Here is a 23,720-nt window from a genome sequence, read left to right as displayed (position 1 = left end):
CTACCTCAGCCGTTGGGGCCCACGGTGGCAACGATGGTGACTTGCTTGTTGTCAGGTATTTCCTGATACGCCAAAACATGCAAATTCGGTACAGCCAGCCGACCGAAACGCGACAGCATCGCGCGGATCGGGCCGGCCACCAGCAGGATAGCTGGCTGGCCTTGCATCTCCTGACGCTGGGCCGCTTCGATCAACGAACGTTGAAGCTTCTCGGCCATGCTCGGTTCAAGAAGAACACCATCTTCCTGACCTTGCCCGGCCCTTTGCAGACTATTGAGCAAAATCTGTTCCAACCTTGGCTCCAAGGTGATCACAGGCAGCTCGGACTCAACGCCGACAATGCTTTGCACGATGGCGCGACACAATCCGACGCGCACTGCGGCAACCAGCGCGGCGGTATCTTGACTCTTGCCGGCATTGTTGGCGATTGCCTCGGCGATGCTGCGGATGTCACGCACCGGCACTTGCTCGGAAAGCAGTGCTTGCAGGACCTTGAGCAGCCCCGACAAGGAAATGACGCCCGGCACCAGCTCCTCGGCAAGCTTGGGCGAAGCCTTGGACAGCACCTGCAGCAACTGCTGGACCTCTTCGTGGCCGATCAGCTCATGGCAGTGCTTCTGCAAGATCTGGTTCAAGTGGGTGGCGACCACAGTGCTGGCGTCGACCACGGTGTAGCCCAGCGACTGCGCCTGGGCGCGCTGGGCGATATCGATCCATACCGCTTCCAGGCCGAACGCCGGGTCGCGCGCAGCGATACCATTGAGGGTACCGAAGACCTGGCCAGGGTTGATCGCAAGCTCGCGATCCGGATAGATCTCCGCCTCGGCCAGGATCACCCCCATCAGGGTCAGGCGATAGGCGCTGGGTTGCAGGTCGAGGTTGTCACGGATGTGCACGGTAGGCATGAGGAAACCCAGATCCTGCGAGAGCTTCTTACGCACGCCCTTGATCCGTGCCAGCAACTGCCCGCCCTGGTTACGGTCGACCAGCGGGATCAGCCGGTAACCGACTTCCAGGCCGATCATGTCGATCGGGGTGACGTCGTCCCAGCCCAGCTCCTTGGTTTCCATGGCACGCTGTGGCGACGGCAGCAGGTCTTGCTGACGCTGTACTTCCTCCTGCGCCTTGACCTTGGCCGCCTGCTGCTTGCGCCACACCAGGTAGGCGCCACCGGCACACATCAGGCCAAGGCTGATGAAGGCGACATGCGGCATGCCCGGCACCACGCCCATTACCAGCATGATGCCAGCCGAGACCGCCAATGCCTTGGGCGAGTCGAACATTTGCCGATTGATCAGCTTGCCCATGTCCTCGGAACCCGAGGCACGCGTGACCATGATTGCCGCAGCAGTCGACAGCAACAGCGATGGCAATTGCGCCACCAAACCGTCACCGATGGTCAGCAGCGCGTAGACCTTGCCGGCTTCGCTAAAGCCCATGTTGTGCGAGAACATGCCGATCAGGATGCCACCGATCAGGTTGATGAACAGGATCAACAGGCCGGCGATGGCGTCACCGCGGACGAACTTGCTGGCACCGTCCATCGAGCCGTAGAACTCGGCCTCCTGGGCCACTTCGGCACGGCGCGACTTGGCCTGTGCCTGGTCGATCAGGCCGGCGTTGAGGTCGGCGTCGATGGCCATCTGCTTGCCGGGCATGGCGTCGAGGGTGAAGCGCGCGCTCACCTCGGAAATCCGCCCGGCACCTTTGGTCACGACCACGAAGTTGATGATCATGAGGATGGCGAACACTACCGCACCGACCACGTAGTTACCGCCGATCACCACTTCGCCGAAGGCCTGGATGACCTTACCTGCCGAGCCGTGGCCTTCGTGGCCATGCAACAGCACCACGCGGGTCGAGGCGACGTTCAGCGCCAGGCGCAGCAGCGTGGCCACCAGCAGGATAGTGGGGAAGGCGGCGAAGTCTAGTGGGCGCAAGGCGTACACGCAGACCAGCAGGACCACGATCGACAGGGCGATGTTGAAGGTGAAGAACACGTCGAGCAGGAACGGCGCTATCGGCAACATCATCATTGCCAACATCACCAGCAACAACAGCGGCACGCCCAGGTTGCCCCGGCCGAGTCCGGCCAGGTTGTTACGGGCGTTGCTGATTAACTGAGTGCGATCCACCGCGAGTCCTCTTCAAGCAAAACTTTGACGCCTTAAGGGCGCCTGGCGCTGCCTTTGCAAGAAGCTGTCCAACTTTTTCGTTGGTGGGAGATTGAATTGCGCGCATGAAGATCAAGAGCAGGCGAATAGCTACGCTCTCGCCAAAGCCAAATTTTGATTTTCTGTTTTGTGTTGTTTGTTCTGGCCTCTTCGCGGCGGTTCGGCGCCCCGACAAGCCCGCTCCCACAGGTACCGCGCAGATTTTCAGTTCAGCGTTGAGCCAGCACTGACACCACGCAGAGACTGCAAACCCCACGAACCCTGTGGGAGCGGGCTTGCCCGCGAAGAGGCCGGACTATCCACCACACCTGCCACTATCGAAAGATAACGCCAGCCCAGTCGCCGCCACTAACTTCGCGACTTCAGGAGGCCGCGCGGGCCCGGAAGGCACCGAAGCGAGGGGATCGCGCCACGGGCGGGACTGATGGTGGAGCGCAGACTTTTTGGTTACTTTCGGCTGGGCCGGCACACCGGGCGTTTGCCAAAAGTGACCCGCCGTAAGGGCGCAAAGGTGAATCAGCGTCTCCCTCGCAAATGGATCTGCTCACAAACCTAAAAACCTAAAAAACCTACAAATCAAGAATCACGCCGCAAATCCGGCGGAATCGGCAAATCCTTCTTCAACGGATCCGGCGCCTTCCCCTTCCCAGCCCGGTACTGCCGGATCTGGAACACATAAGCCAATACCTGCGCCACCGCCAAATACAACCCAGCCGGAATCTCCTGCTCAAGCTCGGTAGAGTAATAGATCGCCCGCGCCAACTCCGGCGATTCCAAAATCTGCACCTTATGCTCAGCAGCAATCTCACGCATTTTCAACGCGATGAAGTCGGTGCCTTTGGCCAGCAGCAGCGGCGCCGCCGAACCATTATCGGGATCATACTTCAGCGCCACTGCATAGTGCGTCGGGTTGGTGATGATCACGTCAGCCTCAGGCACCGCAGCCATCATGCGCCGCTGCGAAACCTCCCGCTGCAACTGACGGATCCGCTGCTTGACCTCAGGCTTGCCTTCACTGTCCTTGTACTCGTCGCGCACTTCCTGCTTGGTCATCTTCAGCTTGTTGTGGGTTTGCCACAGCTGGAACGGCACATCCAGCGCAGCAATCAGCAACAGCCCCGCCGCCATCCACAAGGCACTCCACCCGACCACCTGGACACTGTGAATGATCGCCTGCTCAAGCGGCTCATTGGCAATCGCCAACAACGCCTGGCGGTCGTTGGAAAGCACCACCAGCGCCACCACCAAGATCATGAAAAACTTCGCCAATGCCTTAAGCAGCTCGGTCAAGGCATTCAAGGAGAACATGCGCTTGATCCCCGCCAAGGGATTCATGCGACTGAATTTGGGCTGCAGCAAGCTGCCTGAGAACAGGAACCCACCCAGAGCAATCGGTGCAATGAAGGCGACCACGAACAACAGGACCAGGATCGGCTGCACAGCCCAGATGGCCATCTTGCCCGAGTTGAGCAGATAGGCGGCCATGGACCCTTCAGCCATCAGCACCTCACGCGGCAAGCTGAAGTTCAGGCGCATCAGCTCCATCAGGGTCTCGCCCAGGTAGCCACCAAAGGCCAACAGCGCACCCGCCCCGCCCAGGGTTACGGCAACGGTGTTCAGCTCCTTGGAGCGAGCCACCTCACCTTTCTCCCGCGCCTGCGTCTTGCGCTTGTCGGTGGGTTCTTCCGTCTTGTCCTGACCACTCTCGCTCTCGGCCATGCTCAGCGCGCCCGTGCCAATTCACGCAGCCATTGCAGCGCTTCGCTGGCCAATGCCTGGTAGTGGGAAAGAATGTCGGCCAGCCCTACCCAGAAGATGGCCATGCCCAACACCAGTGTCAGCGGGAAACCGATCGAGAAGATATTCAACTGCGGCGCTGCGCGGGTCATCACGCCGAAGGCAACGTTGATCACCAACAGCGCAGCGATCATGGGCAGTACCAGCAACAATCCGGCACCCAACACCCAACCCAAACGCCCGGCCAGCTCCCAGAAATGATTGACCAATAGCCCACTCCCGACCGGCAAGGTCGTAAAGCTCTCAGTCAAGACCTCGAACACCACCAGGTGGCCGTTCATCAGCAAAAATAGAATACTCACCAGCATGGTCATGAATTGGCTGACCACCGCGACGTTGACGCCATTAGCCGGATCGACCATCGAGGCAAACGCCATACCCATTTGCACCGCGATGATCTGCCCCGCCACCACAAACGCCTGAAACAGCATCTGCAATGAGAAACCAAACAGCGCACCGATGATCACCTGCTCGCCACACAGCAAAAAGCCCCGCAGGCTCAGCGGCTCGAACTCCGGCAATGGCGGCAGACCCGGCACGATCACCACAGTGATGGCCAGGGCCGCATACAGGCGAATGCGCGCCGGAAGCATCTTGGTGCCGAAGATCGGCATGGTCATCAGCACCGCTGTGACGCGAAACAGCGGCAGCATGAAGGTCGCAACCCAGGTCCCTATCTGCGCGTCGGTCAGCTCCAGCATGGCCGCCCTACCCGATCAGCTGCGGAATGCTGGTGTACAGACCAATGAAGTACTCCATGAACTTCTGGGTAAGCCACGGCCCGACGACAATCAAGGTCACCAGCATCACCAGCAAACGCGGCAGGAAGCTCAGGGTCTGTTCGTTGATCTGGGTGGCAGCCTGGAACATCGCCACCACCAGGCCGATCAACAGGCTCGGTACCACCAGCACGGCCACCATCAGGGTGGTTAGCCACAGAGCGTCGCGGAACAGGTCGACAGCAACTTCAGGTGTCATGCAAGGCTCTCCTTGATGGCGTCAGACGCCACCGAAACTGCCAGCCAGGGTGCCCATGATCAGCGCCCAGCCATCGACCAGCACGAACAGCATGATCTTGAACGGCAAGGAAATGATCAGCGGCGACAGCATCATCATACCCATCGCCATCAGCACACTGGCGACCACCATATCGATGATCAGGAACGGGATGAAGATCATGAAGCCGATCTGGAACGCGGTCTTGAGCTCGGAGGTCACGAACGCCGGCACCAGGATGGTCAGCGGCGCCTGGTCCGGGCTGGCGATATCGGTACGCTTGGACAAGCGCATGAACATGTCCAGATCGCTCTGCCGGGTTTGCGCGAGCATGAAGTCCTTGAGCGGAACCTGGGCCTTGTCGATGGCCTGCTGGGCGGTCATCTGCTCGTTCAGATAGGGCTGGATCGCCGTCTGGTTCACCCGGTCGAACACCGGCGCCATGATGAAGAAGGTCAGGAACAGCGCCATGCCAGTCAGCAACTGGTTCGATGGCGTCTGTTGCAGACCCAGCGCCTGACGCAGGATGGAGAAGACGATGATGATCCGGGTAAAGCTGGTCATCAGGATGACGAACGCTGGAATGAAACTCAGCGCCGTCATGATCATCAGGATCTGCAGGCTGACCGAATATTCCTGCTGCCCGTCCGCACCGCTGGACAGGGTGATGGCCGGAATCGACAGGGGGTCGGCGGCCAGCGCCTGCGGCGCCGCCAACCACAGCACGACTGGCAACAAGGTGCTCAACAGGATGCGCAGGGCGCCACTCATTACTTCTTGTCCTTCTGATCCTTGCCCATCAGCTCGAGCAGCCGCTGGGCGAATTCCGGCGTGGCCGGACGGGCACCCGCGGGCACCTCGACCGGTTCGGCCAGCACATGCAGGGCCTCGATGCTGCCCGGGCTATGCCCGATCAGGATCTGCTCCTTGCCCACCTGTACCAACAACAACCGATCACGCGGACCGATGGCGCGCGTACCGACGATTTCGATCACTTGCCCGCTACGCGGCGCGGCGCCTTGCATCCGGCGCACCAGCCAGGCGAGCAAGAAGATCAGCCCGACCACCAGCAACAGCCCGAAGACCATCTGCGCCAGTTGCCCACCGAGGCTACCTGGGGCTCCAGGGGCAGGCGTGGCAGGGATCGTCGCAGCGATCGCTACCTCACTGGCGAGCAGCGCCGCCAGGGCCGTCGCGGCCCGCATCAGCGCCTTCACTCAGCGCAGCTTCTTGATGCGTTCGCTTGGGCTGATCACGTCGGTCAGGCGAATGCCGAACTTCTCGTTGACCACCACGACCTCGCCATGGGCGATCAGCGTGCCGTTGACCAGCACGTCGAGCGGCTCGCCGGCCAGGCGGTCAAGCTCGATCACCGAGCCCTGGTTGAGCTGCAGCAGGTTGCGGATGTTGATTTCGGTGCTGCCCACTTCCATCGAGATGCTCACCGGAATATCCAGGATCACATCCAGGTTGGGGCCTTCGAGGCTGACGTTTTCGTTCGGCTTGGGCGAGCTGGCGAACTCTTCCATTGGCAGTCGGCCGGCACCGGAGTTGCCCGCGTCCGCCGCCAGCAGCGCATCGATGTCGGACTGGCCGGCATCGCCGGTCTCTTCCAGGGCTGCTGCCCACTCATCTGCCAAAGCCTGCTCCTCGGGGGAGCTGATCTCGTTTTCGTTAGCCATAATGTCCTCGACAAGCATTCAATTCGGGGGTTGCGAGCGGCACGCCTTCAGCGGCGCTCGATCGGATCGATGATCTGCAGCGACAGGGTGCCCTTGTGCGAACCCAGCCGCGCCTTGAACGACGGCACGCCGTTGGCGCGCAGTACCAGATGCTCGGGCAGCTCCACGGGAATCACATCGCCAGGCTGCATGTGCAGGATGTCGCGCAGCTTGAGCTGACGCCGCGCCACGGTGGCCGAGAGCGGCACGCTGACGTCCAGCACGTCCTCGCGCAGGGCCTTGACCCAACGCTCGTCCTGATCGTCCAGGTCGGACTGGAAGCCCGCGTCGAGCATTTCGCGCACCGGCTCGATCATCGAGTACGGCATGGTCACGTGCAGGTCGCCGCCACCGCCATCGAGTTCGATGTGGAAGGTCGACACCACCACTGCCTCGCTTGGGCCCACGATGTTGGCCATGGCCGGGTTGACCTCGGAGTTGATGTACTCGAAGTTGACCGGCATGATCGCCTGCCAGGCTTCCTTGAGATCAACGAAGCACTGGTCCAGGACCATGCGCACAACCCGCAACTCGGTCGGGGTGAACTCACGCCCTTCGATCTTGGCGTGACGCCCGTCGCCACCAAAGAAGTTGTCGACCAGCTTGAACACCAGCTTGGCATCGAGGATGAACAGCGAGGTGCCGCGCAGCGGCTTGATCTTGACCAAGTTGAGGCTGGTCGGCACGTACAGCGAGTGCACGTACTCACCGAACTTCATCACCTGCACGCCACCGACCGCGACATCGGCGGAGCGGCGCAGCAGGTTGAACATGCTGATCCGGGTGTAACGGGCAAAGCGCTCGTTGATCATCTCCAGAGTCGGCATGCGCCCACGCACGATTCGGTCCTGGCTGGTCAGGTCATAGCTTTTGACGCTACCGGGCTCGGCTGCGCTTTCAGTCTGTACCAGCCCATCATCGACGCCGTGCAACAGGGCATCGATCTCATCCTGGGACAGCAGGTCCTGTACGGCCATTGCGGACTCCTACTGCAATACGAAATTGGTGAACAGCAGCTGGTCGACGACCGGCTTGCCGACTTCCTTCTGCGCCACTTCCTGAACCACCGCAGTGGCCTTCTGGCGCAGCATTTCCTGGCCGACCGAGCTACTGGCCAAGGTGTCGAAACCTTGACCGGAGAACATCATCACCAGGTTGTTGCGAATGACCGGCATATGCACTTTCAGCGCATCCAGGTCAGCCTGGTTGCGGCCCTGCATGGTGATGCTCACCTGCATGTAGCGCTGGCGGCCGTTCTGGTTGAAGTTGACCACGAAGGCTGGGGCCAGGGGCTCGTAGATCGCTGCTGGCTTGATGTTGGCCAGGGCTGGGTCCGCTGCCGGAGCCGACTCGCTCTTGTGCATGATGAACCAGGTGGCGCCCACCGACAGGCCGACGGCCAGTAGCAGGGCTACTACCAGCAGCAGGATCAGCTTGAGTTTGCCTTTCGTGGCGGGGTCTTTCACTGCGTCGCTCTTCGCCATGCCAATAATCCGTCGTCCATCGGGGTTTCAAAGGAGGATGACGTGGCTTGAGCAAGTGTTATGCCAGAATCGCCGGGAGGGGCCATTGCCGGGCCAGGTGAACGATAAACCGCTGTGTGCATGGCCAGGGCTGCGCCCTGGTTCGCGGGTAAGCCCGTTCCTACAGCGTTAGCGTCGTCTTTCTAACGCGTGGCCGGCACGAACCCTTTAGGAGCGAGCTTGCCCGCGAACCAGGGCGAAGCCCCGATCAGGCGTAGTAGTCGACCGCACTATCGCCGATCACTACTTGCTGCTCGAGTGGCTGGGCAGCGGTATCCGCCAGCTCGCCTGGCTCGCCAGAGGCGGCTTGTGCACGCCGTGCGGCCACTCCAGAAAGCTGCGAGTTATCTTGTTGCGCCTGCTGTTGCTGACCGCGCGACTGATCGGCAACGTTGACATCAGGCTGGGCCAGGCCCTGCTGGGCAAACAGCTCGCGCAGGCGATGCAGCTGACTGTCGAGGCTGTCGCGCACGCCAGCATGGCCGCTGATGAAGGTGATTTGGGTCGCCTGATCCGCCGCTACATTGACGCGAATATCCAGACGCCCCAACTCAGCCGGCTCCAGTTGAATCTCGGCAGACTTGAGGTTCTGACTGGAAAGGTACATCACCCGGTTCACCAAGCCCTCGGTCCAGGCGTTCTGATTCATCGACAGCGGCTGATGCAATGGCGCCGGGTTGACCGGCAGCGCATTGGCAGTTTTCGCCGTAGCTGCCTGGGTCAGACTGGCCAGGCGATCGGCGAAGTCGTCGACCCGAGTGTCACTGCTGGCACTCTTGATGTCTTTCAGGCCATCTTCAAGCAAACTACCAAAGGCTTTATCGCCCGGCTCGGACTGCTCACCCTCGGTTTGCGATTTGCTGATCAGGTTCGCCAAGGTATTGACGGCTGGCTGGCCGTCGTCAGGCTGCGGCTGGGCGCTATCAGCACTAGTGGCGTGTGCCGAGGTGGTGCCTTTGGACTGAGCGCTCTGCTCGAGGGCCAAGCGCAGGGTGGGCAAGCCCGCCAGCGGGTCCGCCTCAGGATCGAATGCTTCATTGGCGGCTTCGTCGCCCACGGTTGGCGCCAACGGCGCTGCAGGCACGGGCTGTTGGACCACGGCCTGAAGCACTGGCGCCACTGCCTCGGCTTGCGCCTGGATCAATTGGGCGCCGGGCTGCGCATCGGTAACCTGCCCAGCAACCAGGCTGGCATCCAGTGAACTGGCAGCGTCATCCTTAGCGATTTCGCCTGCTGCAAGGGCTGCATCGGCAGCTGGCAAATTCTTGCCGTCATCGGCAACCGATGCCTTATCGCCAGCGTCTTTCTTGCCGCTAGCTGCAGCATCCGGTTTGTCTTTGGGCTTGGCCTGGGCAACCTTGTCGTCACGCACAGGGCTGTTATCCCGCCCCTGCTTGGCCATGACCTGATCGAACCCTTTACCCTGCTCGGCCACCGCCGACTGGGGCTTGTCGGCCGTGCGCGACTGCTTGGCGATAGCGCTGGCTTGCAACAAAGGATTGGGTGCGACAGGCATTGAAAAGTCTCCGCGCCAGATGGCGTAAAAATCGTCTGGGCAGAAACACGCAAAAGTCGCGCCAAGTTTTGATCAGCTGCTAGAAACGCGCGCGCATTCACCGCGGTAGAAGCACTGAACTTCACGGTACTCCTGGTCGATGCGGTTGATCAGATCCTCGATGCCATACAACCGCGACTGGCGGACTTGCTCTTCCAGCTGCTGACACAGCGCCGCCAAGCCAACAGCGCCCATGTTGCTACTGCTGCCCTTGAAGCTATGGGCAGCCAGGCCGAGCTCGGTCGCATTCTTGGCACCGTGCAGTTGGCTCAGGCGGCGTTCGGAGTCCTCCAAAAAGGTCTCCAGCAGCTGTTGATAGCCGCCCTCCATGACGTCTTGCAAGTCGCTCAGGACTTGGTGATCGATATGCATGTCCACCACTTGCTCACTCCTTGATCAAGTCCAGTATGACGTATTGGCGGCCAACCGGGGTCAGCCCTCACCAACGGATTTGTATCCGCGCGCAGCGCCCGCCTTCCAGCCATTGCGCCTGCTGGCTCAAGCGCCGCACCAGATTCACTCCACGACCACTGAAGCCTTGCTCATGCGCAGGTCGAGCTAAAACCTGTTCGACATCAAAGCCTGCGCCACTGTCTCGCACCTCAATGCTCAGATGCCCACCTTGGCCAAGCGGTTCAACCCGTAAATCAAAGCGCACATAGCCATCGACCTGTCGCACCAGGCGCTCTGCGCGCTGCCGATAGTAGTCGGCAAACCCACTGGCATCGCGCTTGAGGCCCGAATCCAAGCCCAGCACGCCATGCTCCAAGGCGTTGGAATACAGCTCACTGAGCACACTGTGCAAGACTCCGCTGCTTGGCCGCAGCCCATGGACCTCTTGCAGCAACTGCAACAGATAGGGCACGGGGTTGAAGCGCTTCAAGCTATCGCCCCGCAGCGTGAACCCCAGCGACCAATCCAGCGGGCTGGATCGACCACTGTCAGAGTAGAGCATTGCCGCAGGCGGCTCGAACCCTGGCGCAACCATGCGGATGTCACACAGACTGATATCGTCGCGAGCACGCCCGCCAAAACGCTCCAGCGCCTGCAACACGTCATCGAACAAACGCTCTGGTTCAAGGTTCTCGGCCATCACCGCCTGCAAGCGCTCGACACCAAACAAGCGCTCTTGATCATCGCTGGTATCGAGCACCCCGTCCGATAGCAACAACAGCCGTTCGCCCACGCCCAGCGGCATTACCTCGGTGCTGTCATCGAACCGCTCTGGCGCCAGGATGCCCAGCGGCAAATGCCTGGAGGCCAAGGTAGCCAGCAGTTCGCCACTGGCCGACAAACGATAGCCGTCGGGCATGCCACCATTCCAGACTTCCACGCTGGCTCGCTGGAAGCTCAGGTTCAGCAACAGCGCACAGCAGAACATGTCCACCGGCAGGATACGCTTGAGCTTGGCGTTCATCTCGCGCAGGGTTTCGGCCAGGCCATAGCCCTTGGCCGTCATGCCGTAGAACACTTCTGCCAGGGGCATGGCGCCGACCGCCGCTGGCAGGCCATGACCGGTGAAGTCTCCCAGCAGCACATGCATATCACCGCTAGGGGTAAAGGCCGCCAACAACAGATCGCCGTTGAACAGCGCATACGGCGACTGCAAGTAGCGGATATTCGGTGAGCGCAGGCAACCGCTGTGGGCCACCTTGTCGAACACAGCCTTGGCTACCCGCTGCTCGTTGAGCAAGTGATGGTGGTGACGGGCTATCTGGTCGCGCTGCTCCAGCACCGTTGCTTGCAACCTGCGCAAACGGTCCATGGCGTGGATCTTGGCGCCGAGAATCACCGCACTGTAGGGCTTGGCCACGAAGTCATCGCCGCCTGCTTCAAGGCAACGCACCAGGTCGTCGTCTTCGCTGAGCGAGGTGAGAAAGATGATCGGCACCAGCGCCTGGCCGGCCAGCGCTTTGATCTGGCGGGCAGCCTCGAAACCGTCCATCACCGGCATCAGCGCATCGAGCAGAACCAGCTGCGGGCGTTTTTCGGCGAACAGGGTAACGGCCTGTTCGCCGTTTTCGGCGGTGAACACTTCATGACCTTGGCGACGGACGATTTGCGCGAGCAATAGCCGGTCGGCCGCTCCGTCTTCGGCAATCAATACGCGCAGCGCTTGGTTGGCTGGCATCGGGCTGTCAGCTGATGTCGAAAAGCTTATCGAAATTGGAAATGGCCAGGATCTTGCGCACATCGGAGCTGGTGTTGATCACGCTGATGCACGAGTCATCACCGCCTTCGTGATCGCGCAACAACAACAGCATGCCGAGTGCGGAACTGTCCAGGTAGGTGGCCTCCTTGAGGTCGACTACGACAGTATCGGGGCGTTCAGGTTGGCGCTCATAGGCGCTTCGAAACTCCTGGTGCCTGCCGAAATCGAAGCGACCCTTGACCTTGATCGTCAGCTTTTTCTCGTCCCGTGAAAAATCAGTTTCGACTGCCATGCTAGCGATTCCTTCGATGATGGCGAATGCAACTTCAGAAGGTTTAGCAGGCCAGCGGCCATGCCGCAAGCGGAGGGTGCGGCAGGCAATCTGCGGCGCCCTTTTCGCGGGCAAGCCCGCTCCCACAAGGTTCAGCGTAGGCCTGGCATTAACGCGCCTGCCCGCAGTCACAATGTCACTGACGCAGCAAGACTAATGCTTAGACGCAACCCCCTGGGGGAGCGGGCTTGCCACAGGATTCAGTGCAGGCCTCGCATTGACGCGCCCGCCCGCAGACAAAATGGCACTGACACAACAAGACCACTGCTTCAGCGCAACCCCCTGGGGGAGCAGGCTTGCCACAGGGCTCAGTGTAGGCCTCGCACTAACGCGCCCGCCCGCAGACAAAATGGCACTGACACAACAAGACAACTGCTTCAGCGCAAAACCCTGTGGGAGCAGGCTTGCCACAGGGCTCAGTATAGGCCTCGCACTAACGCGCCCGCCCGCAGACAAAATGGCACTGACACAACAAGACAACTGCTTCAGCGCAAAACCCTGTGGGAGCAGGCTTTGCCACAGGATTCAGCGTAGGCCTCGCACTAACGCGCCCGCCCGCAGACAAAATGGCACTGACACAACAAGACCACTGCTTCAGCGCAAAACCCTGTGGGAGCGGGCTTGCCGCAGGGTTCAGTGTAGGCCTCGCATTAACACGCCAGCCCGCAGACAAAATGGCACTGACACAACAAGACCACTGCTTCAGCGCAAAACCCTGTGGGAGCGGGCTTGCCCGCGAAAAGGGCGCCGCGTACTACATGTAGTTCTGCCGAGGCAAGCGCTGCGACAACTCATCCAGCAGCTTCTGCTCGCGCTTGTCCTCAGCCCGGCGCGCCTCATCCAAGTAACGCTGAACCAGCTTGCGCAAGCCCTCGACCCGCGCATAGGCCTGCTGCCAGGTATTGCGCGCATTGTTCAGGTTGGTCTGGTGCCAGGTCAGGCTCTGGCGCTGCTGGGTCATGGCCGTTTCAAGTTGCGCAAGGAAGCGCTGGTAGTTGAGCAACCAGCTGCCGTTGACCCCCTGCCCACCGCGGTTGATCCACTGCGCTTGGTAGTCTTCGCGAAAGCGCTCAAGCTCAGCCAACTTGGCCTGCGCCTGAGCCACCTGCTGTTGAAAATGGCCAAGCCGTTGCACGGCCTTGCGCTCGGCCTCCTCGGCCATTTCCACCACCGGCGCCAGGCGCGCGGCTCGACTGGGCATGGCCATGGCCTATCAACCGCCCGCCGGCGCAGCGAACACCGCACCCAGCTGTTCGCGGCTCTGCGCCATGCTGACGTTTTCGTCCAGGCCTTGGCGTAGGAAGCCGACCAGCTTGGCCTGCAGCGCGATGGCCAGGTCCGTCTCCGGATCGCCACCGGCCACGTAGGCACCCACGCTGATCAGGTCGCGGCTTTGCGACAGGCGCGACCACAATTGCTTGAATTTCTGCGCCTGGCGCAAGTGATCGGCATCGACCACTTGGGGCATGACCCGGCTGATCGACGCTTCGATATCGATCGCCGGATAATGCCCTTCTTCAGCCAGGCGCCGCGACAACACGAAATGACCATCGAGCACACCCCGCGCCGAGTCGGCGATCGGATCCTGCTGGTCGTCACCTTCCGAGAGCACGGTGTAGAAGGCGGTGATCGAACCGCCCCCTGCCTCGCCATTACCGGCGCGCTCCACCAACTTGGGTAGCTTGGCGAACACTGACGGCGGATAGCCACGAGTCGCCGGCGGCTCGCCAATGGCCAGGGCGATTTCCCGCTGGGCCTGGGCGAAACGGGTGAGCGAATCCATCAACAGCAGGACATTCTTGCCTTTGTCGCGGAAATATTCGGCGATCCGCGTGCAGTACATGGCTGCGCGCAAGCGCATCAGCGGCGCATCGTCGGCGGGCGAAGCCACCACCACCGAACGCTTGAGGCCCTCTTCGCCAAGGATGTGCTCGATGAACTCCTTGACCTCACGACCCCGCTCGCCGATCAACCCAACCACGATGATTTCGGCTTCGGTGAAGCGGGTCATCATGCCCAGCAGCACCGACTTACCCACACCGGTACCGGCAAACAGGCCCAGGCGCTGGCCGCGACCCACCGTCAACAAACCGTTGATGCTGCGAATACCGACATCCAACGGCTGGCTGATCGGGTCGCGGTTGAGCGGGTTGATCACCGGGCCGTCCATCGGCACCCAATCTTCGGCCTTCATCCCGCCCTTGCCGTCCAGCGCACGGCCAGCGCCGTCGAGCACCCGCCCGAGCATGCTCATGCCCATTGGCAGGCGGCCGCTGTCATCCAGTGGCACCACGCGCGCGCCCGGGGCGATGCCGGCGATACTGCCGACTGGCATGAGGAACACTTTACTGCCGGAAAAGCCCATCACCTCGGCCTCCACCTGGACCGGGTGATAACTGTCGTCATTGATCACCATGCAGCGGCTACCGACGGCGCCGCGCAGGCCTTCGGCCTCCAGGGTCAGGCCGACCATGCGCAGCAGACGACCCTCCACCACGGGCTGCTCAGGCAACTTGATCGCCTCGGCGTAACCGCCCAGGCGCTTGCCGAAACTGGTGCGATCAAGGCGCATCAGCAGCTCCAGAAGGGGCATCCAGTTCGATCGACAGATCTGCCGCCGCCGGGTGCAGGGCCTGGTCATGCAACTGGTCGAACAGTTGCGCCACGGCCTTCTCCATACGGGTTTCCACAGTTGCGTCGATGCGGCTGTGGGCGGTCTCGATGCGGCAACCACCTGGCAGCAGCGCCTCGTCTTCAAGCAACTTCCAACGCTCCTCATGCCGTTCGCGCAGAGCCTTGGCCAGCTCGAAGTCTTGCGGGTTGAGATGGATGCGAATGTTGTCGGCGCCCATGGGCAGCAGCTTGAGCGCCTCGCGCAACACGTGGGTGATATGGCTGGAGTCGGTGCGCAGTTCGCGACCGATCACCTGACGGGTCACATGGGCGACCAGATGCACCAGGGATTTCTCGATCTGGGTATCCTGCTCGGCGATCGGCTCGAGCAAATGCCCCATCAGCTGTTCCAGGCTTTGCAGCTTGGCCGCCAGGGCCACTTCAGCCTCTTGGCGCACCTTCAACTGAGTGCTGTGAAAGCCCTCGCGCTCGCCAGTGGCGAAGCCTTCGTTGTAGGCCTCCTGGCGGATCGCTTCGAGCTCTTCGAGGGTCAGCGGCTGGACTTCCTCCAGCGGCACTTCCTCGACCTCTTCCTCGATGACTTCTGGCTCAGGTTCCGGCTCCGGCTCAGGTGCCGGATCGAAGCTAGGCAGCGCCCACACATCGACGCCCTCGAGGTCGCGGGCACGGATCAGGTCGCTGGGGTGTTCAGTAGTAGACATGCTTGATGTTCCCGAAACCAATTTCAACCAGAGCAGCATGGGTGCGGGCTTGCCCCGCGATAGCGATAGCAGTGACAACCTTGCTGCCTGTTCTGATGCTATCGCGGGGCAAGCCTGCGCCCACGCAACTATCCGGCGAATTCGTTAGATCATCTCTTCGGCGCCCTTGCCGCCAAGCACGATCTCGCCGGCATCGGCCATACGCCGGGCGATGGTGAGGATTTCCTTCTGCGCCGTTTCCACGTCGCTGACCCGCACCGGCCCCTTGGCTTCCAGATCGTCGCGCAGCAGCTCCGAAGCACGCTTGGACATGTTCTTGAAGATCTTGTCCTTGACCCGCTCGTCGGCACCCTTGAGCGACACCACCAGCACGTCCGAGGACACCTCGCGCAGCAGCGCCTGGATGCCGCGGTCGTCGACGTCGGCCAGGTTGTTGAAGACGAACATCAAGTCTTCGATCTGCTCCGACAGATCGTTGTCGATCTCGCGGATCGAATCCATCAACTGGCCTTCGACCGAGCTGTCGAGGAAGTTCATGATGTCGGCAGCGCGCTTGATACCACCCAAGGTGGTGCGCGCGGCGTTGGAGTTGCCGGAGAACTGCTTCTCGAGGATCTGGTTCAGCTCCTTGAGCGCCGCCGGTTGCACGGTGTTGAGCGAGGACACGCGCAAGATGATGTCCAGGCGCACCTTGTGGTCGAAGTTGCCCAGCACCTCACCGGCCTGGTCAGGGTCAAGGTAGGCCACCACGATCGCCTGGATCTGCGGGTGCTCGTAGCGGATGACGTCGGCCACGGCACGCGGCTCCATCCACTTCAGGCTGTCCAGGCCGCTGGTGTTACCACCCAGCAGGATGCGATCGATCAGGCCGTTGGCCTTGTCCTCACCCAGCGCCTGGTTGAGCATCTTGCGGATGTAGCCGTCGGAGCCTACGCCCAGGCTGGTCTGGTCGCCGACGATCTCGACGAACTCGCTCATCACCTGCTGAACCTGTTCGCGATGGACGTTGCCCATCTGCGCCATGGCCACACCGACCCGCTGCACTTCCTTGGGGCCCATGTGCCGCAGCACCTGGGCGGCATCGGTCTCGCCCAGCGAGAGCAGGAGGATCGCCGCTTTGTCGGTGCGGCTCAGCTTGGCGGTAACGGCTCGGTTATCACTCATCAGCGTTGATCCACTCTTTCACGACCTGGGCCACGCGACCCGGGTCTTCGGCCACCAGGCCTTTGATTGCGTTCAGCTGTGCCTCGTAACCCTCGCTTGGGCTCGGCAACAGAATGCTTTGCGGGCCACCGAGGCTGACGCGGTCGTTGGCCAGTTCGCCATCCAGACCGATCATCCCGCCCAGTTCCATGTCGCTGTCGCTGGCAGCCTGCTTGCCGCCACCGGTGATGTTGTTGAGCACAGGACGCAGCACACCGAACACCAGCACCAGGATGAACAGCACGCCGAGCACTTGCTTGACGATGTCCCAGAACCATGGCTGCGAGTAGAACGGAATGTCAGCGATTTCCGTGCCACGGTCGGCGGCGAACGGCACGTTGATCACCGTCACGCTGTCGCCACGGCTGGCATCGAAGCCAACGGCGTCCTGTACCAGGCGGGTGAAGCGCGCCAGATCTTCGGCGCCCCATGGCGCACGGGTCATTTCACCCGTGGCGGCATCGAGCTTGGCCTGGTCATCGACTACCACGGCCACCGACAGGCGGCTCAGACGCCCTTGCTGCTGACGGGTGTGGCTGATCGAGCGATCCAACTCGAAGTTCTTGGTCGACTGCTTGCGCTTGTCGGCCGGGTACGGCGCGAGCATCGGCTGGCCGGTGACCGGGTCCATGATCTGCGCGCCGTTGGCATCGAGCAGCGGCTGGCCAGGTTGGACTGCCCCGGCAGGCGGCGCGGCGGCAGTCGCGTTTTCCGGCGCGGCAGCGCCAGCCGGCGGCTGGTTGCTCAGGGCGCCAGGCACACCTTGCGGGCCTTGGCTGCTGGTGCGTTGCTCATCGACCGACTGCTCGCTGCGCAGCGCCGGCTGATCAGGGTTGAACTGCTCGGAGGTGGACTCGGTGGCACTGAAGTCGACGTCTGCCGAAACTTCTGCCTTGTAGCGGTCGTTGCCCAGTACCGGCTGCAGGATGTTGTGCACGCGCTGGGTGAGCATGCCTTCCATGCGGCGGCTGTAGTCGAACTGCTTGCCGGCCATGGTCAGGGCAGTGTCTTGCAACTGATCGGAGAGCAGGTTGCCCTTCTGGTCGACCACGGTGACCTGCGACTTGTCCAGCTCAGGCACACTGGTAGCGACCAGATTGACGATCGCCATCACTTGACCCGATTCCAGGGCACGGCCCGGATACAACTCGACCAGCACCGAGGCGCTCGGCTTGCGCTCGTCACGCACGAACACCGAGCTCTTCGGGATCGCCAGGTGCACGCGAGCGGCCTTGACGTTGTTCAAGCTGGAGACGGTGCGGGCCAGTTCGCCTTCGAGGCTGCGACGGTAGCGGGTCGCCTCCATGAATTGGCTGGTGCCCAGGCCCTGCTCTTTGTCGAGCAGCTCGAAGCCAACATTGCCATCGCTTGGCGCCACACCGGCGGCAGCCAGTTTCAGGCGCGCACGGGAGAGATCGTCGGCCTTGACCAGCAACGCGCCGGAGTTGGGTTCCACGTTATACGGAATGTCAGCCGCGCCGAGCACTTCCATGACTTGCTTGGTATCCATGCCCGCCAGGCTGCCGTACAGCGGCCGGTAGTCAGGCTGCTGCGACCAGAGCACCACGGCAAAGCCGATCGCCACGCTGGCAGACAGGCCGACCAACAGGCCAACCTGACGCAGCATGGGCATCTGCGAGATGTTTTCCAGGAACGCCATGCCAAACAGCGGCGGCTTTGCCGCTGGCGGGCCACTTTTGGCGGGGGCGTTATCGACGACTGCTTCGGCCATGACTCAATCTGTCCTCAAACCGGCATCTGCATGATGTCCTGGTACGACTGAACAACTTTGTTGCGTACCTGGGTCAGCGCCTGGAAGGACACGGTGGCTTTTTGCGAAGCGATCATCACATCGGTCAGGTCGACGCCGCTCTTGCCGATTTCGAAGGCATTGGCGATCTGCGACGAGGCCTGCTGGGTATTGTGCACAGCACCAATGGCACTGCCGAACAGATCGGCAAAGCTGCTCTGCCCCGGCGCCAGCTCAGGCGCGGCAGCGACCTTGGGCAGCGACATGGCATCGGCCTGCATGGCACGCATGTCCAACATCAGACGATTGAATTCAACACCTTGGCTCATGAACTTCTCTCTCCGGCGGCCGCATTTTTTTGACACTCATGCAGCGGATAGGCTGGAGCTAGCAACAAGAGTGCCAGCCCAATCCACAATCGTTTTAAAAATCCTCGATCAGCCGAACAGGCTGGCTTCCACATCCAGCCCGGCATCACGCATCTGCGCCAGCTTGTAGCGCAACGTGCGCGGGCTGATACCCAAGCGATCGGCCGCTTCTTTGCGGCGACCACGTTCGGCGCGCAGGGTGTCGATGATCATCTGGTATTCATGACGGCGCATGTCGTCGCCCAGGCCACTGGCTTGCCCAGCGGCTTCAGGCGATGCCGGCTCGCTACTGACCGCAACGGGTGCCGACAAGGCAATGGCGCCACTCAGACAGAAATCCGCCGCCTCGATCACGCCACCCTGCTGCAGGATCAATGCGCGCTGCAACGCATTGTCCAGCTCGCGCACGTTGCCCGGCCACTGGTGCCCCTGCAAGCAGGCACGGGCATCCGCAGACAGGCGCACCGGGGCGTGCTTCATCTTCGCCACGTGACGCGCCAGCAGACGCTCGGCCAACGGCAAGATGTCGGCACTGCGCTGGCGCAGCGGACTCCAGGCCAAGGGAAACACCGACAAACGGTAGTAGAGGTCTTCACGGAAGCGCCCTGCCGCCACCTCGCCCGCCAGATCACGGTTGGTCGTGGCCAGCACGCGAATATCCAGGGCGATCGGCTTGCGCCCACCCACCCGCTCCACCTCCCGCTCCTGCAGCACGCGCAGCAGCTTGGCCTGCAAGCCCAGCGGCATTTCAGAGATCTCGTCGAGCAACAAGGTGCCGCCGTCAGCCTGTTCGAACTTGCCCGGCTGGGCGGCGATGGCGCCGGTAAAGGCGCCCTTCTCATGGCCGAACAAAGTGGCCTCGAGCATGTTGTCGGGGATCGCCGCGCAGTTGATTGCGACAAACGCCTGGGTGGCGCGCGACGATTGCTGATGAATGTAACGCGCCAAGACTTCCTTGCCAGTGCCCGACTCACCAGAAATCAGCACGGTCGAATCGCTGCGCGCAACCCGCGCGGCCAGCTCCAGCAGCTGGCGACTGGCAGGCTCGCAGGCTACCGGCCCTTCTTCGTCGACGCCGCCCACCCGCCCACCGGCATGGCACTCGACCAGGCTGAGCAGCGCTTTGGGCTCGAAAGGCTTGACCAGATAATCGGCAGCGCCCTGGCGCATGGCCTCGACCGCACGCTCGACGGCAGCGTGAGCGGTCATCAACAGCACCGGCAACTGCGGATGATGACAGCGCAACTGGGCCAGCAACTGGTGGCCATCCATGCCGGGCATGTTGACATCACTGACCACCAGGCTGAACGCTTCGCCTGCCACGGCTTCGAGCGCTTCTTCAGCAGAACCTACGGCGTGATAGGCAAATCCACCCAGCTCAAGGGTGTCGGCCAGGGCTTGACGCAAGACTCGATCATCTTCGACCAGCAGCACCTTGATACCCATCACACGCTCCCCGCAGGCAGCTCGCCGATCAACGGCAGAACAACCTGCACACAGGTACCACGTCCCACTTTCGAGCGCACCTTCAGCACGCCTTGGTGGGCCCGCACCACTGCCTGGACTACCGCCAGCCCCAGACCGGTACCGGTAGCCTTGGTGGTCAAAAATGGCTCGCCCAGGCGCGCTAACAGCTGCGCATCAATGCCAGAACCTGCGTCACTCACGCACAGGTGCAATGACTGCCCACGGCGGAACAGGTGAACCTTGACCCGCGCCGGGCCCTGGCAGGCCTGCAACGCGTTCTCGATAAGATTGAGCAAGGCACCCACCAAGGTGTCGCGATTGCACAGCAACTCACCCAGGTGAATATCGCACTGCCAGCGCACCGCATGCCCCTGCACATGTGACTGCGCCGCTTGCTGCAGCGCCTGGAACAAGGCCTTTGGGCTGATCCGATCAGACACCGGCAGCTCGCCGCGGGCGAATACCAGCATGTCGCGAACCTGATGCTCAAGCTCATGCAGGCGCTCTTTCAAATTGCCGGCAAAGCGCTGGCGCGTGTCGCGCGGGAGTTCTTGCTCGGCATCGGCCAGGTGACTGGCATAGAGCATGGCCGCCGACAACGGCGTACGGATCTGATGGGCCAGTGAAGCGACCATCCGCCCCAACGACGACAGCCGTTCATGACGGGCCAATTGATCTTGCAGGCGACGAGTTTCAGTCAAATCATTGAGCAGCACCAACTGGCCCGGCTCGGCATCCAGCGAACGGGTGGCGATCGACAAGCGCCGACCATCACGCAGCGACACCTCATGCCCATCGTCCTTGCGCGGAGCAAAGCTGCGGGCGATGACCTGCCGCCACAGCTGACCAATCAGCGGCTCACCGAGCAGCTCGCATGCGGCTGGATTGGCCTCGCGCACAAAGCCCTGGGCATCGATCACGATGACCCCGCCTGGCAGCAGGTCGAGCAGGTTTTGCAAACGATTGGCCAGGCGTTCCTTCTCGTCCAGCTCCGCCATACGCTGGGCACTGACCACCGCCAGCTCGCCCTTGAGCTCGCTGACGCGCGCCTCAAGCATGCCGTACGACTCGCTGAGCTGGCTGGAGACCTGGCTGAACAGTGCAAAGGCCTGCTCAAGGCCCAGTCGACTTTCCTGCTCGACCGGGGTACGCCCCTGCGGATCGGGGGCTCGGGAAATCGTGGCGACTTGGGGCATCGTGCTCTCTCGCGTGACTGACCGTCAAAAACGGTGTGTTGCCTGCGATATAGCAATAGCCGTGCCGGAGATTCGAGAGGGCGTTGCGAAGAAAACCACAAGTGGGCGTGGAGCCCCTTGAATACGGGGCCTTGCGCCCCTGCAAATGGTGTGGACATTAGCTTCGGCGGGCCATCCCTTGCCCGGACCGAAGCGAACAGGCGTCAATCCTCCGCCTGCTCCTCGCCATCACGGCGGCTCATACCGTACTTGCGCATCTTCTCCACCAGCGTGGTGCGACGAATACGCAGGCGCTCGGCGGCCCGAGCAACAATGCCATTGGCGTCGTCCAGCGCCTGCTGGATCAAGCCTTGCTCAAGGCTACCCAGGTAGTCCTTCAAGTCGAGGCCTTCCGGCGGCAACATGGCGTGGCTGGAGAAGTCCGGCGCGTGGCCATTGATCGCCACCCGCTCTTCGAGGTCGCTGCGCAAGCTGTCGACCAACTGCTCGTCCTCGTCATCGACGTAGCGGAATTTCTTCGGCAGCTCCGACACCCCGATCACCCCATAGGGGTGCATGATCGCCATGCGCTCGACCAGGTTGGCCAGCTCACGCACGTTGCCCGGCCAGCCATGCCGGCACAGCGACATGATCGATGCCGAGTTGAAGCGGATCGAGCCGCGCTTTTCGTGCTCCATGCGCGAGATCAGCTCGTTCATCAGCAGCGGGATATCCTCGACGCGCTCGCGCAGCGGGGCCATCTCGATGGGGAAGACATTCAAACGGTAGTACAGGTCTTCGCGGAAGGTGCCGTCCTCGATCATGGTCTCGAGGTTCTTGTGCGTCGCGGCAATGATGCGCACATCGATGCTTTGGGTCTTGTTGCTGCCCACCCGCTCGAAGGTACGCTCCTGCAGCACGCGCAGCAGCTTGACCTGCATCGGCAGCGGCATGTCGCCGATCTCGTCAAGGAACAGGGTGCCGCCGTTGGCCAGCTCGAAACGCCCGGCACGGCTGGTGATCGCCCCGGTGAAGGCGCCCTTCTCGTGACCGAACAGTTCGCTTTCGAGCAACTCGGCCGGGATCGCGCCACAGTTGACCGGCACGAACGGCGCTTCGCGGCGCTTGGAGTGATAGTGCAGGTTGCGCGCCACCACTTCCTTGCCGGTACCTGACTCGCCCAGGATCAGCACGCTGGCATCGGTATCGGCGACCTGCTGCATCATCTGGCGCACATGCTGGATGGCGCGACTGGTCCCGACCAGGCTGCGGAACAGGTTCGGCTCGCGCTGACGACCGCGCTCACGGGCCTGGTCGTACATCTCGCGATAGACCTGGGCACGGTGCAGCGAGTCGAGCAGCTGGCTATAGCTGGGCGGCATTTCCAGGTTGGACAAGACGCGGCGGCGCAGATCTTCCGGGAACTCCGCAGAAGAAATTTCCCCCAAAAGCAGCACTGGAAGGAACTCATCCCAGGCAGCCACTGTCTTAAGGAGCCCCAACACACTGGCTGGCGCATTTACGGTTCCGATGAGTACGCAGAGCACTTCACGACTGGAAGACAACGACTCCACCGCTTGCTGCCAATCCTGGCTGGAGCACGGGAGGTTTTCTTCGCCGAGGAAGTTCAACACCACCGCCAGATCGCGGCGGCGGGCGCTGTCGTCATCGATCAGGAGAATCTTGGTTTCACGCCACATGCAATAGCAACTTCCCTAGTCATATCGGCGCCCGAGGGCGTGCTCGACATCATTCCGACTGAATGGTCAGTGTTCGGACGTCTGAAATTCGAAAACAGCCACTAGTAAAGTCAAAAAACAGCACATAGTCAAATTTATGGCGCGCAGCTTTTTGCATCTTTCAGTGTCAGCTGAACAGATGGTATACCTTCGCCGCATTTTTCGCCTGACGGATTTGCGCCATCTCGTCGACTATTGATTGACGCTCACCACTTGCAACCTCAATTAGATGCCGGTAAGTCTCCAGCAATTGCTCAAGACTTGCCCGCACCGCACCTTCGTTTTGCGATGCCTCTGCCAGCACGTCCTCGACGCACAAGCGGCATTCGAGGTCGAGCTCGCCCACCGCATCCCAGTCACGTCCGGCCAGGGCGGCCAACAACGCCTCACGGGTCTGTTCGATGCGCTCGATAACCTCGCTCATGACACTCTCC

At 61.7% G+C, this 23,720-nt stretch carries 23 protein-coding genes; all 23 read right to left on the bottom strand.

Annotation, left to right across the window (positions count from 1 at the left end; translation table 11 throughout):
• Positions 1-5 precede the first annotated feature (5 nt).
• On the bottom strand, positions 6-2,135 hold the full coding sequence (gene flhA / locus ACI2JX_RS09735; RefSeq protein ID WP_264235041.1) for a flagellar biosynthesis protein FlhA: 2,130 nt from the start codon (positions 2,133-2,135) through the stop codon (positions 6-8).
• A gap of 615 nt (positions 2,136-2,750) precedes the next feature.
• A complete protein-coding gene (gene flhB / locus ACI2JX_RS09730; RefSeq protein ID WP_264235042.1) occupies positions 2,751-3,893 on the bottom strand; it encodes a flagellar biosynthesis protein FlhB in 1,143 nt (380 codons plus the stop codon).
• A 2-nt stretch (positions 3,894-3,895) separates the two neighbouring features.
• On the bottom strand, positions 3,896-4,672 hold the full coding sequence (gene fliR / locus ACI2JX_RS09725; protein WP_264235043.1) for a flagellar biosynthetic protein FliR: 777 nt from the start codon (positions 4,670-4,672) through the stop codon (positions 3,896-3,898).
• 7 nt (positions 4,673-4,679) lie between these two features.
• Complete coding sequence (gene fliQ, locus ACI2JX_RS09720) at positions 4,680-4,949, bottom strand: flagellar biosynthesis protein FliQ (RefSeq protein WP_264235044.1); 270 nt, start codon at positions 4,947-4,949, stop codon at positions 4,680-4,682.
• 21 nt (positions 4,950-4,970) lie between these two features.
• Positions 4,971-5,738, bottom strand: coding sequence for a flagellar type III secretion system pore protein FliP (gene fliP, locus ACI2JX_RS09715; protein ID WP_264235045.1), 768 nt, complete (start codon positions 5,736-5,738; stop codon positions 4,971-4,973).
• Positions 5,738-6,172, bottom strand: a complete 435-nt coding sequence (fliO, locus tag ACI2JX_RS09710; protein ID WP_186555984.1) for a flagellar biosynthetic protein FliO — start codon at positions 6,170-6,172, stop codon at positions 5,738-5,740. The genes fliP and fliO overlap by 1 nt, the downstream gene beginning before the upstream one ends.
• Positions 6,173-6,184: 12 nt before the next feature.
• Positions 6,185-6,649 carry a flagellar motor switch protein FliN gene (fliN, locus tag ACI2JX_RS09705; protein ID WP_186555983.1) on the bottom strand — a complete coding sequence of 155 codons (465 nt, stop codon included), beginning with the start codon at positions 6,647-6,649 and terminating at the stop codon, positions 6,185-6,187.
• 47 nt (positions 6,650-6,696) lie between these two features.
• Positions 6,697-7,665, bottom strand: a complete 969-nt coding sequence (gene fliM, locus ACI2JX_RS09700; RefSeq protein WP_186555982.1) for a flagellar motor switch protein FliM — start codon at positions 7,663-7,665, stop codon at positions 6,697-6,699.
• Positions 7,666-7,674: 9 nt separating this feature from the next.
• Entirely contained in the window at positions 7,675-8,172 is a 498-nt protein-coding gene (fliL, locus tag ACI2JX_RS09695) for a flagellar basal body-associated protein FliL (RefSeq protein ID WP_186555981.1), read from the bottom strand.
• Positions 8,173-8,419: 247 nt separating this feature from the next.
• Positions 8,420-9,727 carry a flagellar hook-length control protein FliK gene (locus ACI2JX_RS09690; protein WP_368972161.1) on the bottom strand — a complete coding sequence of 436 codons (1,308 nt, stop codon included), beginning with the start codon at positions 9,725-9,727 and terminating at the stop codon, positions 8,420-8,422.
• A gap of 72 nt (positions 9,728-9,799) precedes the next feature.
• Entirely contained in the window at positions 9,800-10,147 is a 348-nt protein-coding gene (locus ACI2JX_RS09685) for an Hpt domain-containing protein (RefSeq protein WP_404689970.1), read from the bottom strand.
• A gap of 58 nt (positions 10,148-10,205) precedes the next feature.
• A complete protein-coding gene (locus ACI2JX_RS09680) occupies positions 10,206-11,897 on the bottom strand; it encodes a fused response regulator/phosphatase (RefSeq protein ID WP_264235048.1) in 1,692 nt (563 codons plus the stop codon).
• A gap of 7 nt (positions 11,898-11,904) precedes the next feature.
• Positions 11,905-12,210 carry an STAS domain-containing protein gene (locus ACI2JX_RS09675; RefSeq protein ID WP_186555977.1) on the bottom strand — a complete coding sequence of 102 codons (306 nt, stop codon included), beginning with the start codon at positions 12,208-12,210 and terminating at the stop codon, positions 11,905-11,907.
• Positions 12,211-13,003: 793 nt separating this feature from the next.
• Positions 13,004-13,456, bottom strand: coding sequence for a flagellar export protein FliJ (gene fliJ / locus ACI2JX_RS09670; RefSeq protein ID WP_264235049.1), 453 nt, complete (start codon positions 13,454-13,456; stop codon positions 13,004-13,006).
• A gap of 6 nt (positions 13,457-13,462) precedes the next feature.
• Positions 13,463-14,821, bottom strand: a complete 1,359-nt coding sequence (gene fliI, locus ACI2JX_RS09665) for a flagellar protein export ATPase FliI (protein ID WP_186555975.1) — start codon at positions 14,819-14,821, stop codon at positions 13,463-13,465.
• A complete protein-coding gene (fliH, locus tag ACI2JX_RS09660) occupies positions 14,811-15,584 on the bottom strand; it encodes a flagellar assembly protein FliH (RefSeq protein ID WP_404689969.1) in 774 nt (257 codons plus the stop codon). Before fliH ends, fliI begins: the two co-directional genes overlap by 11 nt.
• Before the next feature lie 144 nt (positions 15,585-15,728).
• Positions 15,729-16,748: a flagellar motor switch protein FliG gene (fliG, locus tag ACI2JX_RS09655; protein ID WP_186555973.1), complete on the bottom strand. Its 1,020-nt coding sequence runs from the start codon at positions 16,746-16,748 to the stop codon at positions 15,729-15,731.
• Complete coding sequence (gene fliF, locus ACI2JX_RS09650; protein WP_264235052.1) at positions 16,741-18,519, bottom strand: flagellar basal-body MS-ring/collar protein FliF; 1,779 nt, start codon at positions 18,517-18,519, stop codon at positions 16,741-16,743. Before fliF ends, fliG begins: the two co-directional genes overlap by 8 nt.
• A gap of 14 nt (positions 18,520-18,533) precedes the next feature.
• Positions 18,534-18,866: a flagellar hook-basal body complex protein FliE gene (gene fliE, locus ACI2JX_RS09645; RefSeq protein WP_264235053.1), complete on the bottom strand. Its 333-nt coding sequence runs from the start codon at positions 18,864-18,866 to the stop codon at positions 18,534-18,536.
• A 108-nt stretch (positions 18,867-18,974) separates the two neighbouring features.
• Positions 18,975-20,351 carry a sigma-54-dependent transcriptional regulator gene (locus tag ACI2JX_RS09640; protein ID WP_404689968.1) on the bottom strand — a complete coding sequence of 459 codons (1,377 nt, stop codon included), beginning with the start codon at positions 20,349-20,351 and terminating at the stop codon, positions 18,975-18,977.
• Positions 20,351-21,568, bottom strand: a complete 1,218-nt coding sequence (locus tag ACI2JX_RS09635) for a sensor histidine kinase (RefSeq protein ID WP_404689967.1) — start codon at positions 21,566-21,568, stop codon at positions 20,351-20,353. The genes ACI2JX_RS09640 and ACI2JX_RS09635 overlap by 1 nt, the downstream gene beginning before the upstream one ends.
• Positions 21,569-21,771: 203 nt before the next feature.
• The gene (fleQ, locus tag ACI2JX_RS09630) at positions 21,772-23,247 is read right to left on the bottom strand and encodes a transcriptional regulator FleQ (RefSeq protein WP_264235056.1); all 1,476 of its coding nucleotides are present in this window, start codon (positions 23,245-23,247) and stop codon (positions 21,772-21,774) included.
• Between the two features lie 166 nt (positions 23,248-23,413).
• Positions 23,414-23,710, bottom strand: a complete 297-nt coding sequence (gene fliT, locus ACI2JX_RS09625) for a flagellar protein FliT (RefSeq protein WP_404689966.1) — start codon at positions 23,708-23,710, stop codon at positions 23,414-23,416.
• Positions 23,711-23,720 lie beyond the last annotated feature (10 nt).

This window comes from Pseudomonas sp. NPDC088890, from assembly GCF_044900155.1.
Taxonomy (GTDB): domain Bacteria; phylum Pseudomonadota; class Gammaproteobacteria; order Pseudomonadales; family Pseudomonadaceae; genus Aquipseudomonas; species Aquipseudomonas urmiensis.
This window is presented reverse-complemented; position numbering and strand designations above follow the sequence as displayed.

What these genes read in the sequence shown, in the direction of transcription:
- flhB (WP_264235042.1), bottom strand. Translation starts at nt 3,893, where the DNA reads ATGGCCGAGAGCGAGAGTGGTCAGGACAAGACGGAAGAACCCACCGAC.
- fliR (WP_264235043.1), bottom strand. Translation starts at nt 4,672, where the DNA reads ATGCTGGAGCTGACCGACGCGCAGATAGGGACCTGGGTTGCGACCTTC.
- fliQ (WP_264235044.1), bottom strand. Translation starts at nt 4,949, where the DNA reads ATGACACCTGAAGTTGCTGTCGACCTGTTCCGCGACGCTCTGTGGCTA.
- fliP (WP_264235045.1), bottom strand. Translation starts at nt 5,738, where the DNA reads ATGAGTGGCGCCCTGCGCATCCTGTTGAGCACCTTGTTGCCAGTCGTG.
- fliO (WP_186555984.1), bottom strand. Translation starts at nt 6,172, where the DNA reads ATGCGGGCCGCGACGGCCCTGGCGGCGCTGCTCGCCAGTGAGGTAGCG.
- fliN (WP_186555983.1), bottom strand. Translation starts at nt 6,649, where the DNA reads ATGGCTAACGAAAACGAGATCAGCTCCCCCGAGGAGCAGGCTTTGGCA.
- fliM (WP_186555982.1), bottom strand. Translation starts at nt 7,665, where the DNA reads ATGGCCGTACAGGACCTGCTGTCCCAGGATGAGATCGATGCCCTGTTG.
- fliL (WP_186555981.1), bottom strand. Translation starts at nt 8,172, where the DNA reads ATGGCGAAGAGCGACGCAGTGAAAGACCCCGCCACGAAAGGCAAACTC.
- ACI2JX_RS09690 (WP_368972161.1), bottom strand. Translation starts at nt 9,727, where the DNA reads ATGCCTGTCGCACCCAATCCTTTGTTGCAAGCCAGCGCTATCGCCAAG.
- ACI2JX_RS09680 (WP_264235048.1), bottom strand. Translation starts at nt 11,897, where the DNA reads ATGCCAGCCAACCAAGCGCTGCGCGTATTGATTGCCGAAGACGGAGCG.
- ACI2JX_RS09675 (WP_186555977.1), bottom strand. Translation starts at nt 12,210, where the DNA reads ATGGCAGTCGAAACTGATTTTTCACGGGACGAGAAAAAGCTGACGATC.
- fliJ (WP_264235049.1), bottom strand. Translation starts at nt 13,456, where the DNA reads ATGGCCATGCCCAGTCGAGCCGCGCGCCTGGCGCCGGTGGTGGAAATG.
- fliI (WP_186555975.1), bottom strand. Translation starts at nt 14,821, where the DNA reads ATGCGCCTTGATCGCACCAGTTTCGGCAAGCGCCTGGGCGGTTACGCC.
- fliH (WP_404689969.1), bottom strand. Translation starts at nt 15,584, where the DNA reads ATGTCTACTACTGAACACCCCAGCGACCTGATCCGTGCCCGCGACCTC.
- fliG (WP_186555973.1), bottom strand. Translation starts at nt 16,748, where the DNA reads ATGAGTGATAACCGAGCCGTTACCGCCAAGCTGAGCCGCACCGACAAA.
- fliF (WP_264235052.1), bottom strand. Translation starts at nt 18,519, where the DNA reads ATGGCCGAAGCAGTCGTCGATAACGCCCCCGCCAAAAGTGGCCCGCCA.
- fliE (WP_264235053.1), bottom strand. Translation starts at nt 18,866, where the DNA reads ATGAGCCAAGGTGTTGAATTCAATCGTCTGATGTTGGACATGCGTGCC.
- ACI2JX_RS09640 (WP_404689968.1), bottom strand. Translation starts at nt 20,351, where the DNA reads ATGGGTATCAAGGTGCTGCTGGTCGAAGATGATCGAGTCTTGCGTCAA.
- ACI2JX_RS09635 (WP_404689967.1), bottom strand. Translation starts at nt 21,568, where the DNA reads ATGCCCCAAGTCGCCACGATTTCCCGAGCCCCCGATCCGCAGGGGCGT.
- fleQ (WP_264235056.1), bottom strand. Translation starts at nt 23,247, where the DNA reads ATGTGGCGTGAAACCAAGATTCTCCTGATCGATGACGACAGCGCCCGC.
- fliT (WP_404689966.1), bottom strand. Translation starts at nt 23,710, where the DNA reads ATGAGCGAGGTTATCGAGCGCATCGAACAGACCCGTGAGGCGTTGTTG.